13 protein-coding genes and 2 pseudogenes are annotated in these 14437 nt (G+C 45.1%); 4 read left to right on the plus strand and 11 right to left on the minus strand.

Translation table 11 applies throughout. From position 1 onward, the window contains the following. Positions 1–487 precede the first annotated feature (487 nt). From hemW to Q0171_RS05275, 6 genes and pseudogenes are all read right to left on the minus strand, one after another. Positions 488–1675, minus strand: coding sequence for a radical SAM family heme chaperone HemW (gene hemW / locus Q0171_RS05250; RefSeq protein WP_299327477.1), 1188 nt, complete (start codon positions 1673–1675; stop codon positions 488–490). A 76-nt stretch (positions 1676–1751) separates the two neighbouring features. After that, a complete protein-coding gene (locus tag Q0171_RS05255; RefSeq protein ID WP_299327480.1) occupies positions 1752–2213 on the minus strand; it encodes an META domain-containing protein in 462 nt (153 codons plus the stop codon). A gap of 38 nt (positions 2214–2251) precedes the next feature. Further along, positions 2252–2923 carry a hypothetical protein gene (locus Q0171_RS05260; RefSeq protein ID WP_299327482.1) on the minus strand — a complete coding sequence of 224 codons (672 nt, stop codon included), beginning with the start codon at positions 2921–2923 and terminating at the stop codon, positions 2252–2254. A 12-nt stretch (positions 2924–2935) separates the two neighbouring features. After that, on the minus strand, positions 2936–4825 hold the full coding sequence (gene htpG / locus Q0171_RS05265) for a molecular chaperone HtpG (protein WP_299327484.1): 1890 nt from the start codon (positions 4823–4825) through the stop codon (positions 2936–2938). 733 nt (positions 4826–5558) lie between these two features. Continuing rightward, positions 5559–6101 (minus strand): annotated as a pseudogene (gene cysE / locus Q0171_RS05270) (serine O-acetyltransferase); the annotation flags it as partial. A gap of 32 nt (positions 6102–6133) precedes the next feature. Continuing rightward, the gene (locus tag Q0171_RS05275) at positions 6134–7204 is read right to left on the minus strand and encodes a PDZ domain-containing protein (protein ID WP_299327486.1); all 1071 of its coding nucleotides are present in this window, start codon (positions 7202–7204) and stop codon (positions 6134–6136) included. A gap of 209 nt (positions 7205–7413) precedes the next feature. Between Q0171_RS05275 and Q0171_RS05280 the strand changes: the two genes are divergently transcribed. Continuing rightward, a complete protein-coding gene (locus Q0171_RS05280) occupies positions 7414–8859 on the plus strand; it encodes a hypothetical protein (RefSeq protein WP_299327488.1) in 1446 nt (481 codons plus the stop codon). A 24-nt stretch (positions 8860–8883) separates the two neighbouring features. On the opposite strand, the gene obgE is transcribed toward Q0171_RS05280, so the two are convergent. The 5 genes from obgE to Q0171_RS05305 all read right to left on the minus strand — a co-directional run bounded on the left by obgE (position 8884) and on the right by Q0171_RS05305 (position 11824). Then, positions 8884–10035, minus strand: coding sequence for a GTPase ObgE (gene obgE, locus Q0171_RS05285; protein ID WP_299327490.1), 1152 nt, complete (start codon positions 10033–10035; stop codon positions 8884–8886). A gap of 35 nt (positions 10036–10070) precedes the next feature. Then, complete coding sequence (locus Q0171_RS05290; protein WP_299327492.1) at positions 10071–10676, minus strand: DUF2059 domain-containing protein; 606 nt, start codon at positions 10674–10676, stop codon at positions 10071–10073. An 80-nt stretch (positions 10677–10756) separates the two neighbouring features. Next, positions 10757–11014 carry a 50S ribosomal protein L27 gene (gene rpmA / locus Q0171_RS05295; protein WP_299327494.1) on the minus strand — a complete coding sequence of 86 codons (258 nt, stop codon included), beginning with the start codon at positions 11012–11014 and terminating at the stop codon, positions 10757–10759. A gap of 11 nt (positions 11015–11025) precedes the next feature. Beyond that, positions 11026–11340 (minus strand): 50S ribosomal protein L21, encoded by a 315-nt coding sequence (gene rplU / locus Q0171_RS05300; RefSeq protein ID WP_299327496.1) that lies wholly within the window; start codon positions 11338–11340, stop codon positions 11026–11028. 94 nt (positions 11341–11434) lie between these two features. Next, positions 11435–11824, minus strand: a complete 390-nt coding sequence (locus Q0171_RS05305; protein WP_299327498.1) for a RidA family protein — start codon at positions 11822–11824, stop codon at positions 11435–11437. A gap of 85 nt (positions 11825–11909) precedes the next feature. Between Q0171_RS05305 and Q0171_RS05310 the strand changes: the two genes are divergently transcribed. The 3 genes and pseudogenes from Q0171_RS05310 to Q0171_RS05320 all read left to right on the plus strand — a co-directional run bounded on the left by Q0171_RS05310 (position 11910) and on the right by Q0171_RS05320 (position 14416). After that, complete coding sequence (locus Q0171_RS05310) at positions 11910–12626, plus strand: hypothetical protein (protein ID WP_299327500.1); 717 nt, start codon at positions 11910–11912, stop codon at positions 12624–12626. 78 nt (positions 12627–12704) lie between these two features. Beyond that, positions 12705–12929 (plus strand): annotated as a pseudogene (locus Q0171_RS05315) (Sir2 family NAD-dependent protein deacetylase); the annotation flags it as partial. 119 nt (positions 12930–13048) lie between these two features. Continuing rightward, a complete protein-coding gene (locus Q0171_RS05320) occupies positions 13049–14416 on the plus strand; it encodes a hypothetical protein (RefSeq protein ID WP_299327502.1) in 1368 nt (455 codons plus the stop codon). Positions 14417–14437 lie beyond the last annotated feature (21 nt).

The following is a 14437-nucleotide window of genomic DNA, read 5'->3' on the forward strand; positions in this document are numbered from 1 at the left end:
TTGTCTCGCCTTGCAAAGCCACGATTCTAACTCCAAAATCCTAGAATCCTTTGCTGACTTTTTTACATTTTTAGCTTTTCTCCGTCATTGCGAGCCTTGCACCGCAAGGCGTGGCAATCCATAAACACAAACACAAAAACCTAGAATCCACTTTTTGACTTTCTCCCTTAAAGCCCACTAGCCCCACCGCAAAGCGTAGCTTCTTTAGTAAATCTTAGAATCGTTTTACTCTCAAAATTTGCTTCAACCCTAGAATCCTTTGGTTGCTTTTTTAGATTTCTTACTTAATCCTAGAATCCACTTTTTCACTAGATTCTAGCTTATGGATTGCCACGCTTTGCTACCGCAAAGCTCGCAATGACGGAGAGGGAGAGTGGAAAATAGATTGCCGCGCCGCTAAAGCGGCTCGCAACGACAAGAGATATTTCGCCTAAAGGCTCAATATGACAAGAAAAAGGGCGTTTTTAAAAAAGTGGATTCTAGGGGGTTAGCGCGTAAGCCACAGAGTGATCTCATCAGCTAGAAATATATCGCTTGCTATGAGCCTGCCGCCTTGCACGATACACATTTTTTCTTCTAGCAAGATGCTCAAGCGATTGGGATTGATATAAGCAGATACCGCAGCGATATCCACGCCCACTTCACTCCTAAGCCCCAAAAACACCGCCTCAAAGGCTAGATCGCTTAAAGCTAGGCTCTCGCACTGCTTTGCCAAAGGGTTGGCGATATAAGCTCGCAGATCCTTTTGCCGCTCATAGCGCACCTGCCCTACCCTACCCACTGCCCCCACGCCACAGCCCAAATACTCCTCCCCAGCCCAATATGCGCGATTGTGCAGGCATTTGTAGGGGCGGGCGAAGTTGGAGACTTCATAGTGGCAAAAGCCCTGTGCCAAAGCTACTTCACGCACGATGTGTGCTTGCTTCTCTAGGCTATCTTTTTGCGCTGGGCTTGGCGCGGCTAGGGACTTATGCTTATGGGCAAATCGCGCGCCATCTTCTATCATTAGCGAGTAGGCGGAGAGGTGGTCAATATCAAGCGCGCAGGCTTTCTGCATATCCGCGCGCAGCGTAGCTTCATCATCAAAGGGCGTGCCATACATCATATCAATGCTTCTATGTGGGAAAACTTGCGCGATTTCTAAAGCGTGGTAAATGTCTCGCCCACTATGCTCGCGCTCCAAAAATACAAGCTTGCGCGGATCAAAGCTCTGCACCCCAAAGCTTATGCGGCTTGCCCCAAAGCCTGCTAGATCCTTGCACCACTGCGCTTGCAGAGAGTTGGGATTGGCTTCGATTGTGATTTCAGTGATTTTACTTAAAGCACAATGCCTATCAATCTCGGCGAAAATCCGCTCATAGGCGTGGCTTGGCAGCAGGCTTGGTGTGCCTCCGCCGATGTAAATACTGCGAAGATTGGCTCGATCCAGTGCGGTGGGATTTTTGGATTTTGGTGTGGTGGATTCTGGAATATGCTTTGTGGTGCTAGATTCTCCACCAGAATCTAAAAATTCTAAAAGCTCCCCAGCTCTATATGCCTCTAATGTGGCGCGGATATCGACAATAAGGCTTTGGAGATAGGCTTCATGGAGCTTAGTATCTGGAATCACAGCGGAGTTAAATGCGCAGTAGCCGCATTTACTCGCACAAAATGGAATATGGATATATAAAATCACCGCCCTACCCTACCCAAACGCTTTTGAAACTACATGGAGACAATATTTATGCCTGCTTACGCTCGCCGCACTTAATCTACCTTATAAAATCTGGCTCCATACTAACTGCTGGCACAAGCCGAATGCGAAATCCATTATCGCCCACAAGCTCGATCATCTCATCATCGCCTTGCACGATGAAGCGCCCACTGAAATTGCGCGCAAAAATTGTCTCGATTTGAGACTCTAGGCTGCTAGCACACATTTTGCGAGTAAGCGCGCCAGAGCCTACGATAAGCACTCGCCCACCACCTTGAATCTCATAGGAGGCAGAGAAGTTATTGCACCCGACAATTCCACCCACACGCACGCCGCTAAACGAGAGAAACGCGTTCTCCACCTCGTAGGGAATGATAATTTCATACTCACCAATGCGCATAGATTCCACCTCAAAGCGCGTGAGTTTGCTAAGCGAATACGCACTCACGCCAAGTAGATTTTCATACGCACCAAGTGTGCCAGCGCAGAGCAATAGCAAGAATACAAGAAGCTTTTTCATGGATTTCCTTATAAGCACAGGAGACTTGATAGCAGAATCTAATAAAGCACTATCGTGCCGCCATCATAGCTATAAATCCCAAACACAGCGCCATAAAGCACAAGCGCGAAAGTTAGATTCTCATAGATAAGGCGCGGAATCTTTGCCTTGAATTTGTCGCTGTGGCTTTTGCTGGATTTTTCTAAAAAATTGCGCGATTGCAGCAGGGCAAACACCAGGTCAAACACCGCAAATGTCAAAAACACCCACACAATCCCCTTGCCATAGTAAGCAAAAAGCATGACATAATCGCTGGATTTTAGTAGCGAAAGTGGCTCGAGCGCTATGCCCAGAAACCATTGCACGGGAAAAATCTCGCCCCCAAGCTGTAAGCTAGGATACGCACATGCTAGATAGAGCAAGAAAAGCAACATATAATGGCGCAAAATCTTGAAGCGATCACTCAAGATAAATGCCAAAAATAGCACCATAATCCCGATGAAATTCTCCGCGAAATACATAACGAGCTTCATAAATGGTATAAACACAAGGTAGGCTATAGATTCTGGCAGTGCGCAAACAAGCACTACCACATAGAGGATAAAAAGTAGTAGCACCTTGGCGTTGTAGTCGCTTGCGCTTACATGGTGCCAGAGGCTACAACATGCCCTCTGGCATAGCCTCCATGCGTTGGTGCCAAATGGGGATTGGCGCGGGGATTTTGGCTGCATTATCACTCTTGGCTATTTTTCTAGACTTTCTTGGATAAGTGCATGTAGTCTTGCAGTAAAATCTTTCGCGCTCTCTAGGCTGCCGGATTCTAGGAGCTTGGCACTATCATAGAGTAGATGTGCGATATTTTGGAGCTTGCTAGATTCTAGGCTAGAGTCTGCACCAGAATCTATGAGCTTGGCAAAAATACTATGATTGACATTGATCTGGAGAGTCTTTTTAGCTTTTGGCGGCTCTTGTCCCATTTGTCGCATAAGATTTGCCATCATAGCATTTTGCTCATCGCCAATAAGCGCGATAGGTGAGCTTAGGCTAGCGCTTAGTTCGATGTCTTTTATCTCTTCACCAAGCGCGTCTTTGAATCCCTGCACGATAGGCTCGAAGCGTTTTTTTGTCTCTTCATTGACATTCTCCTCGCCTAGCTCTTTGAGTGCCTCGCTACTAGCAGCATCTTTAAGTGGGGTTTTATCATATTCGCCCACACCTGGCATAACAAAGCCATCAATCTCATCGCCCAAAAGCAGCACATCAAACCCGAGTCTAGCGTATTTCTCTAGGAGCGGGGAGGCTTTGAGTAGGTCTTTGTTCTCACCGATGAGATAGTAGATACTTTTTTGCTCTTTTGGCATGGCATCTTTGTAGGATTTTAGGCTTAGATTCTCTGCCTTGCTTGAGTCGAATCGCAAAAGCTCTAAAATCTTGTCTTTATTTTCAAAATCTCCATAGAGACCTTCTTTGAGCACCTTGCCAAATTGGGCATAGAAGCTCTTGTATTTTTCATCATCTTTGGCAAGCTTGGCAATCTCGCCTAGAATCTTTTTGGTGCTGGCAGATTTGATATTGGCGAGAATCTTGTTTTGCTGCAAGATCTCGCGACTGACATTAAGCGGTAGATCCTCGCTATCAATCACGCCTCGCACGAAGCGCAGATATTGGGGCAAAAGCTCTTTGTCATCATCGGTGATGAAAACGCGCTTGACATAGAGTTTCACACCCGATCGATAATCCACTCGATAGAGATCAAATGGCGCCACAGCTGGAATGAAAAATAGCGTAGTGTATTCTAGATTGCCCTCGACTTTCGTATGAATCCAGCTTAATGGCTCGCTATTATCATGCGCAAAACCTTTGTAGAATTCTTTATAATCTTCATCTTTTAGCTCGGTTTTAGCGATTTTCCAGATAGCCTTGGCGGTGTTTAGCTGCTCACATTTTTGCAATGTCTCATCTTTTTTGCCCTCTTTTTTCTCTTCTTCTGTGGCATATTTTGTCTCCTCATAGTGGAGAAAAATGGGGAATGCGACATGTTCGGAATATTTTTTGATAATCGATTCTATCTCCCAGCGGCTAGCAAACTGCTTTTCATCTTTTTTCAAATAAAGCGCGATTTGAGTGCCATGCGTGTCTTTCTTACACTCTAAAATCTCATATTCCCCACTACCATCGCTTATCCAGCTATACGCCTGCTCGCTTCCAGCCTTTTTGGTAGTAACGACAACTTTCTCTGCGACCATAAATGCGGAGTAGAATCCCACGCCAAATTGCCCAATAAGCGCGGAATCCTTTTTCGCATCACCGCTTAACGCGTTTAAGAAGCCTTTTGTGCCAGATTTAGCGATTGTGCCTAGATTGTCGATAAGCTCGCCCTCGTCCATACCCACGCCAGAGTCTGTGATTGTAATCACGCCCTTTTTCTCATCAAAGCTAATGTCAATGCGTGGATCAAAGGCTATCCCTTTAAATTTGTCATCGCTTATAGTAAGGTAATTTAGCTTATCTAGCGCATCAGAGGCGTTACTCACAAGCTCGCGCAGGAAGATTTCCTTGTTAGAATACAGCGAGTGGATCATAAGATCAAGCAGCTGTTTGATTTCAGTTTGGAATGTCATCTTTTTTCCCATGGTGGTCTCCTTTTGGAATGGATATCGGTTATAAAGCTGGCAATTATAGCAAGGAATTGATAAATATGCAAAAACTTTATACAAATACTATAAAGTTTTATTAGTCTTATTGAGTAATTTTTTATTAGTTAAGTAATGTAGAGTAATTAGGGCGGCATGCTGTGTAAGAGAATCTGGACAAATAGGCAATGTAAGCACAACGCAAGCAGGGAGAGAAGCAGAAAAAGGTGCAAAGTGGTTTGTGCAAGAGCTATCCGTCATTTCGCAAGGCTTGCACATAGCTGCCATATCGCTCTTCTAGCTCTAGCTTTTTGCGCTTAAGCACATTTTGGGTGTTTTCATAGTCTGGAATCTCTGGATTTTCCGCACTTCTTTCTTGATGTCGCGGAGTTTTTTGCTTCTCTGGTTTTTTATGATTTTCTAGATTCTTTCGTGTGTCTTCACGCAGCAAGCGATTCTCCAGCTCAAGAATCTCCACACGCTCGAGCAGATAGAGAAATGCTTGCTTACTAATGTCTGGGAGATCACCACTTGTGCCACTGCTTTGGGCAAGTGGATTGGCATATAGGCTTGTATGAGAATCTAGTGCGTGAGATTTTATATCCTTAGATTCTGGGGTATTGGAATCTAAGATATTAGATTCTGGCAATATAGGCTTCTTAGTGCTAGATTCTAGCACTAAGTCCTGTTGCAATGGGGTTTGTGGATTGACTGAAGTGCTAGCTCTAGGCGGGAGAATGCGCGCTGGAATCCCCACTGCCGTGGCGCCTGCTGGGACATCTTTTAGCACCACGGAGTTTGCTCCAATTTTTGCCCCTTGCCCTATGGTGATATCTCCTAGCACCTTTGCTCCAGCGCCTATGACGACACCGGATTCTAGTGTAGGGTGGCGCTTCTGTCGTGCCAAACTCACCCCGCCCAAACTAACTCCCTGATAAATTGTAACATCATCGCCCACAATTGCCGTTTCCCCAATCACCACCCCAATGCCATGATCGATAAATACCCGCCTGCCAATGCGTGCAGCTGGGTGAATGTCGATGTTGGTAAGAAACTGCATAAACCCCATAATCATACGCGCTAGAATCCTAAACCCACGCTCATATAGCGCATGTGCGATACGATAATGCACCAGTGCCATGACACCAGGATAATTGAAAAGGAGCTCGATTTTGGATTTGAGAGCTGGATCATTGCGTGAGGGAGTGAGAAAATCCTCGCAGATAATGGCAAAAATCCCAACTTGTTTTGTTTGGCTTGCTGTATCGCGACTCATTTTGCCTGCTCATTTGTCATTTTTACACGCTTTTATAGTTTAGATCGGATAAAAATCTCTACGCCTTCATGCAGCACAAGCAGCTCGACTTTGCCTCGCACAAAGGCTTGTGAGAAAAGCTGCCTAAAATGCCAGAAATTTGCGTCTTTTTTCACAGGTGTTTTATCAATCCATAGGATTTTATCCCCCACACTTAGCTGGCGTAGATTATTGGGCAAGGGTTTAGGCATAGCGCGAATTATCAAATCCCTATCGATAAGCACGCCATAGCGCTCGAAAAATGTATCCTGCAAAAGCCCACCACCATAGCGCTTACCTACACGCACTTCTCCGCTTAGTATGCGACTCCCCCGCAGGACTTTCACACTTGCGCTAGATTCTGGAGCAAGATCTGCGACTATCCATTCAAAATCCGCCATAGATTCAATTGCTCTGCCATTGATAGAGAGAATTGTATCTTGGGGTTTTAGGAAAGTTTTTGGAAAAAATATATCAAGCTGTTCAACGATGACACCTCTTGGGTGTTTTGAGTTTGTGGAGGCTTGGGTGTTTGGCGTAACACGCACTCCTATATCTCCATAGCGTCCGCCGCGTGGGCTTAAAAAGCGGTCAATAAGAAGCTTAGGGACAAAATACTGCCCATACGCACTAATCCCATAGCTTTGGTAGCAAATCGTGCTAATGACAGAATCTTTAGGTAGAGTCGTGCTAAATTTTCCCAGATCAAACACACCTTTTTCAAAGTTTAGCACGCTGCCTTGTAGAGCATGCGTAGCACTCACTGCAGCAAGCGGAAGAGAGTGCGCGAAGCTATCAAGCGGCTTTAGGTGGTAGCTTTTTGGTAATTTGCCAGAGAAAAGATAGAGCCCCAGGAATGGATCAGCCTTAATGATGCGCGGGGAGCGCAGGGGTTTTTGTGAAAAGGCGATGAGATGAGGAGTGTCATTATAGAGCACAGAATACACGCGCACAGAATCTATGTTTGCAGTGGCTTGTTTGTAGTAGTTTTGACAGACGCTAAAATCTAGCGCTGCAGCAAGTGGCGCAAACGCCAGCATAAAAACCCCCGCAAAAAACGCTACCATATTTTTACATATACTCATTGTGTATTCCTTACATTGGCTTTTGGATTTTAGATTCTGCTCTATTGTCAGCCCGACTTAACTTTGTGATTGACCCTATACTCTGCATGCGCGCTATTATAACAAATCTACAAAAGTTTCTAGGATATCTGCTATAATGGAGAATGTTGTAAGACTCATTTGTAGTGTTTGTTCGCCGGATTTAGCGGACATGTAGGGAGTGGTGGTTTATGCTAACAGGGAAACTAATTGTAATTGATGAGAGCACCAAAAAGGGCAAGATAGAACAAGATCTCAATCAGCGTGTCTATGATTTTGATTTTTCGGTTTGGGACGAGGATTCTGGTGCAATGGCAGTGGGCGAGGAGGTGGAGTTTGAAGTAGAAATGCGTGTGGTAACGCGCGCAAAAATCAAACCAAAGCCAATCGATCCTGATGAAATCCCCATGACAAAGCTCCCAAATGTCTGTATCGAAGAGTTTTTTGCTAGGGAAAATGAGATATTGCTTGAGTATAAAGATTTTGTTGAAGGGCATTTGAGCTTGGACTTTTTGCGTATGCGTCGCTTCTTGCTCACTGCGTATAACGATCTGTGTGAGATGGATAATCTCGTGGAGAATGAGCAGCTACGCACATCAAAAATGGAAATCAACCACCTGTGGCGCGAGTTTGAAAACTATGTGAAAAAAGCACAATACACACCAGCCTATGCGTTTGAGAAAATCTTCCTTGCCAAGCAGATAGAATACATCAAAGTCGAGAAAGACATCGAGGCTACCCAGCTGGCACTCAATAATGCCAAAGCCCAATCCCAAGTGCTAGGCACAAATCTTGAAGCCAACGAGAAGCGATTGCAGCGCATGGCTAGTAGCTCTGGACGCGGTGGAGTGGAGTATCTGCGGTTTGAAAAAGAAGTCAAACTCATGCGCAGAACATATGTCGATCTTATCCAGTTTATCGCTACACGGCAGGAGTGGCTAGCACACGAACGCGAGCGACTCAAAAAGTTTAAGGACATTCATTTTCAAGAGTTTGTCGATGTGTATGCGCCCATGTTGCGTGAGATCAAAGATCGTTTCGTGGGGCTGCTCAACTCTAAAGCCTATGATTTAGACAAAGAGCTATGGGATCGTGCGAAAAAATCCCAAATCGTGCGAAAATTTTTCCGTGATGCGCGTATTGAGGGAGGATTCTCGTCAAAAACTTTCCTGCGCTACTTTCTACGAGGTCTCGATAGAACTAAAGCTTCGCCAAAAACTAAAGAGCTTTTTAATCTACTTAAATACCTAGAAGAAATAAGCCATAAAAATGTATTAGTGCTTCGAAGCTCGGCGGTAGATGGACTGAAATTCAAAGAAGTGATTGAAAAGATTGATTCCACGCTTAGTGTGAGCGTAGAGAAAAACCCAATAAATGCACTAAAACTCCTTGCGACATCGCACCAAGACATTATCGTGCTTGATGAGAAAATCGGTGAGATGAGCGCGCTAGATTTTATCCAAAATACAAAAAATCTTCCGCAAAAAGAGCCCACAAAGCCCGTGATATTTTGTCTTGTAGTAGCAAAAATGCCAGACTATGACACGGCGGAAGAAGCGAAGCGATTAGGAGTGGCGTATTTTATTCCAGATCAAAATATGGACGCACTCTTTGACTCTGTGCGTATGGCGCTTTAGATATAGCCACAAATTTAACTGCTTTTAATGCTGTATCTTGCCTAGGGCATTATGAAGAATGAATTTTAGTTTATCCGTATTGGTATGCGCAACAGAAGAGATTCCAAGCACAAAAATTGGGGCAAATGGAGAAGTGGCATTGCTACTAGAATCTACATGAGTTTTATCCGGGTGGTCATTACTCATGGGGGGCTTTGTATTTAGAAGCTCTGGGCTCGTAGATTCTGGGATATATTCAAGATTTTTTATAGATTTTGCACCAAAAGATTCCACAAACTTTGCAAATTGTATCGCCAAGTAGTTGCCTTCTTCATTATTGGCACCAGTAAATATATCAATTTTGCTCACCACAATAGCAAATGGTCTAGTATGCAAATCACGGCTAAAGTTTTCAATCTCCATGCGGAGATTGTGGTATTGGCTTGCTAGATCACGCAGACCATCAAGCACAAATAGTAGGCATTTCGTGCGCTCAATATGCTTTAAAAACTCTAGCCCAAGCCCCCTGCCTTGACTCGCGCCATCGATAATCCCAGGTATATCTGCCATCACAAACGAGCGCAGCTCATCGACTTCCACCACGCCTAAATGCGGCGTGAGCGTGGTAAATTCATAGTTTGCTACTTCTGGTCTAGCGTTAGAGAGTGTGGAGATAAGGCTAGACTTCCCAACATTTGGATAGCCTACAAGCCCTACATCAGCGATAAGCTTTAGCTCTAGGCGGATATGTAGGCTCTCACCTGCTATGCCCTTTTGCGCGTAGGTTGGGGCTTGATTGCTCGCATTTTTGAAGCGCGCATTGCCAAGTCCGCCTTTACCGCCTTTAAGCAGCGTGATCCTAGCGCCAGCGTGATCTAAATCCGCTAGCAGCTCCCCGCTATCAAACGCGAAAATCTGCGTGCCAAGCGGGACTTTCACCACCATGTCAGCGCCATTTTTCCCTGTGCAGCGGCGGGATTTGCCCGGCTCCCCATGCTGGGCTTTGTGGTGCTTGCTCCCGCGGAAGCGCGAGAGTGTATCGGCGTTATTATCGACCTCGATAATAACATCACCGCCTTTGCCACCATCGCCGCCATCAGGTCCGCCCTGTATGACAAACTTCTCTCGCCTAAAGCTCACCGCCCCAGCGCCGCCATTTCCAGAAGCGACAAAAATATCCGCACTATCGACAAACATGCAACACCTTTAACCTTTTTATCCCTGATGTGCGATTATTTGGACTTTTGAGAGCGCTTTTCTATAGCTTGGAGTTTGTGCTCCATTTCTAGGACATGACGCTCAATCAGGACTTGCACGAGCTCTTGTGAATCGCGCATAATATTCATCGTGTTATCAGCTAGCTTCTTGCCCATGCCCGATTGATAAAACGCGCTTAGCTCGTTTAGATCTGCTTCGGTGTAGTATTTTTGATAGATTTCTAGCATAGCTTCTTGTAGGTCATCAGCGATTTGCCTAAATGTAGCGCGCACGACTTTTTCGATTTCCTTTTTTTGCGCGGCGGTGGCGGTGTTTGCCTTTGATAGAATTTGATTTAGCAGCATATCAATTGATTGCCCATCTTTTAGGTCATTGATCACGCTATTAGTCTTAGACACTGCTAAAAATTTCTCAAACGCCTTTTTATAAGATTGGCTTATAGGTGCTTTTGCGCTGGATTCTGTGGCTTTAGATTCTGCTAAATCTTGCTCCTTAAAATCCGCTGCATGTGCCACAGCCCCAAATCCCAATGCCACGACAAGCACAATGTGAGCAAAGCGCCCAGAAAAAGGGGTAAGCAAAAAAGCAGGCATAGAAAATTTGCTTGTGATATTTGACATGATGACTCCTTAAATGTGGCGAGAATAGAAAAAGCGTATTTAAGCAAGCGCAATGCTTGCTTAAATTTAACTATGTAGATTTATGAAGCAGGGATAACAGAGACTTTTTTACGCTCTTTTGTTTTTTGAGAGAATTGCACGACTCCATCGATGAGCGCGTAGATCGTGTGGTCTTTTCCCATGCCGACATTATCGCCCGGATGCACTTTTGTGCCTCTTTGGCGGATAATGATATTGCCAGCGCGCACAAACTGCGAGCCAAACTTCTTAACACCTAATCTTCTTCCCGCAGAATCTCTATTATTCTGGGTGCTACCCTGACCTTTCTTGTGTGCCATAATCTTGCTCCTTATTTACTTGCGATACTTAGGATTCTCACGCGTGTGAAATCTCGGCGGAATCCACGCTTAGTCTTGCTATCTTTTCTTCTGCGTTTTTTGAAAGTGATGACTTTCTTCCCGCGACCCTCATTGATGACTTCAGCTTCGATTTTCGCCCCAGAGACAAATGGCGTGCCCACGACAAGGGATTTGCCATCGTGTATAGCGAGAACTTCTTCGAAGCTGATTTTTGACTTCGGCTCAAGGCTTAGTTTATCAAGCAGGATAATGCTCCCTTGCTCTACCTTGTATTGCTTGCCTCCATTCTTTAAAATCGCATACATGTCTTTCCTTTGCTAATGATATTGCTCGATTATTATGCGTGATAGGCGATAATAATGCTTGCAAGGGCGCGATTATAGCACAAAATTTTTGGAATTAGCTTAAAACAGCTATGGCTTCGATTTCGATGAGCGCGTTTTTTGGCAGGGTTTTTACTGCGATTGTGCTTCTAGCAGGCTTATGTTCGTCAAAAAACTTCGCATACACCGCGTTGAATGCAGCAAAATCCTCCATATTTACAAGGAAGCAGGTTGTTTTTACTACCTGGGCTAATCCCACACCGCTTGCCTCAAGGATAGCGCGGAGATTGCGCAGTGCTTGCTCGCTCTGGGCTTCTATATCACCCTCCAGGAATGTGCCATCAGGCTTTAGCGCAATTGCGCCTGATGTAAAAACAAACCCCCCAGCCTTTATCGCCTGTGAATATGGACCTATGGCTTCTGGAGCATTTGGTGTATGGATAGACTGAAGTAACTTGCTTGACATGAGAGCTCCTTATGTGATTTTTGGTATATAATAGCGCAATAATGCTTGCAAGCCCATGTTAAAACCAAAAACCATAAGGAATGCGATGAGAATCATCACAAAATACCACATGCTGCTTTTTCTCTTTTTTTCGCTATCTACACAAGCCCTAGCGCAAATCCCAGAATCTAGCGATTTTGCTCTGTTGGAATCTAGCACAGAGCCCAACCAGGATTCTGGCACTAATCCCCCCCAGAATCCACTTCCTAAGCATGATGCCAGCGCTATTTCTGCGCGTGTGGATTCTCTCATCGATGAGCCTACAAACCAAAAACCACCAAGCGAGGATAGGGTTGATATTATCGACTATAAGCGCGGGAAAATTTTGGGCTATATGGTGTTGCGAAATGGCAATATTATCCGCCGTGTGCTTTTCAAAGAGCCAAAAGATTTACACGCACCAAAATCCCCTTTCCAACACCCTGCAGCCCCGCAAGCACATAAACCCCAAGAATCCAAACCGGATTCTCCAGAATCCATTTCAAAAAGCACATCTCCAAACACCCCAGAGCACCAAAGCCCCACCGAAGCCTACCTTTCGACCACTCCATCAGATAAAGAGCGTGCAAAAAGCCAAGATGCTAAACTTAGCGACAAAGCCATGACGCCTAAATTGCATAAGCAAAATGCAGCCTCTAGCTCCCTGCCCCAAGAGATTGGCGAGGAGTCCAGCAGGATCAATAAAACCTACAAAAACCGCGAATGGGATAAGAAAAAAATCCCCCACGATGTGCAAACGCGTGTGATTGATATTGGGCATTAAACATGTCCAGCCCCAGAATCAAAGCACCAATACAAACATAAGTCGCCACATAAACTATCAATAAACACAAGGAGCGGTATGAAGCAAATTATGATATTTAGCGGTGCAGGACTAAGTGCAGAGAGTGGGCTTGGGGCATTTCGCGATAGCGATGGGCTTTGGGAGAAATATGATGTCATGGAAGTATGTAGCGTGAGAGGGTTTGCTAAAGATTGGCAAAAAGTCCTTAGCTTCTACGATGAGCGCAGAATCCAGCTAGGCAGCGTGCAGCCAAATGTGGCACACAACATAACTGCCGCGCTTGTAGATGAGCTTCGCGCCTAGATTGCGTAGAATAAGGCTGGATTCTAGCAGAATCCGCGATAGAGTGCTATGATGATAATGGGATTATATGATGTGGGTGCTGCCCATAGGACAAGACGATGAGGATTGATATATTTTGTGAGAGCGGTAGTATGTATGGGTTGGGGCATTTTTACCGCTGCTTGAAGCTCGCTCTACTCTGTGCTAAGCTCCCCCAAATCCATACCATCATCTTGCACAATCGCGGGGACTTTTCTCCAAATCTACGCACACTGCTTGCGCAAGAAAGCATAGAGAGTGTTATAAAATTACACTATGATGGGCAGGATTGGAATAATGGAGAGCGGATACAGGACTTAATAAATAACTATGCTTCTAGACAGCAAAAGCATCACAAGCAAGGGCAAGATCATCACAAGAATCATACTCTTGCAATATGCCCATTTGATATTGTTATCATCGATAGCTATGAGGCAGATTCTCATATTTATACCGCCCTGGCACAAAATGCCCAAGCACTCATTTGCCTAGATGATACCCAGCGCACCATCTACCCTCCACGCAGTATTATACTAAGCTCCTTGCCAGAGAGCTATGAGTTTTTTTCGCAAGAACGCTTTGCTGCATGCGACTACACGCTGTGGTGTGGGGAGGAGTATGTAATCTTACCTACTTCATCACCCATGCCTTGGAGGTTGGTGGATTCTAGTAAGCAAAAAACTATCAATACACCAGAATCTGCCTTAGAATCTAGCTCTCCAAACTCCAAAAACCATTTAGACTCTAGCGCAAATCTTGCGCTAAATCCACAATGCCAAGCACAAAAACCTCCAGAATCTACACCCAATCAAATCCCAGAATCCCAAACCCAGCTAGCAAGTGGTATTTGCCAAGTGTTTGTGAGCTTTGGCGGAGTAGATAGGGAAAACTATACGCAAGGTTTTGTGGATTCTCTTGCGCAGTTTATGAGGGATAATAGCGCAAAACCAACCTGCTACAATAGCCCAGAATCTAGCATAAATTCTAGAGATTCCAGTAAGCTAGATTCTGGCTGGCATTTCCATATTGTGCTAGGTGGAGGCTATCCCCATGAGCTAGACACAAATGCGCTTCCTGCGGGGAGTTTTAGCCTATATAGAAATCTAAGCCCAGCAGAGTTTCTTGCTCTGGCGTGTTTATGTGATTGTGCCATTAGCGCTGGAGGTGGAAGTATGCTTGAGCTACTTGCCTTACAGGTGCCTAGTATCATATTTAAGAGCGCCAAGAATCAGCATGCGCAAATCATACATTGGGCGGTTCAGGGTGCGATTATCCACGCCAAAAGCCTAGAATCCATACCTACACACTTATGTATGCTTCTAGCCCCAGAGCGCTTATCTGCTATGCGCACGCTACTTGGCTCGCTTGCTCTTGGCACAACTCTGCCTTTGGCTCTAAATAATCTTGCCCAGTCGTTACGAAACTCCACTAATCCTAGCCAAAAGTAAAAAATATTTTACCCGATGCAC

Source organism: uncultured Helicobacter sp. (assembly GCF_937906905.1).
Taxonomy (GTDB): Bacteria; Campylobacterota; Campylobacteria; order Campylobacterales; family Helicobacteraceae; genus Helicobacter_B.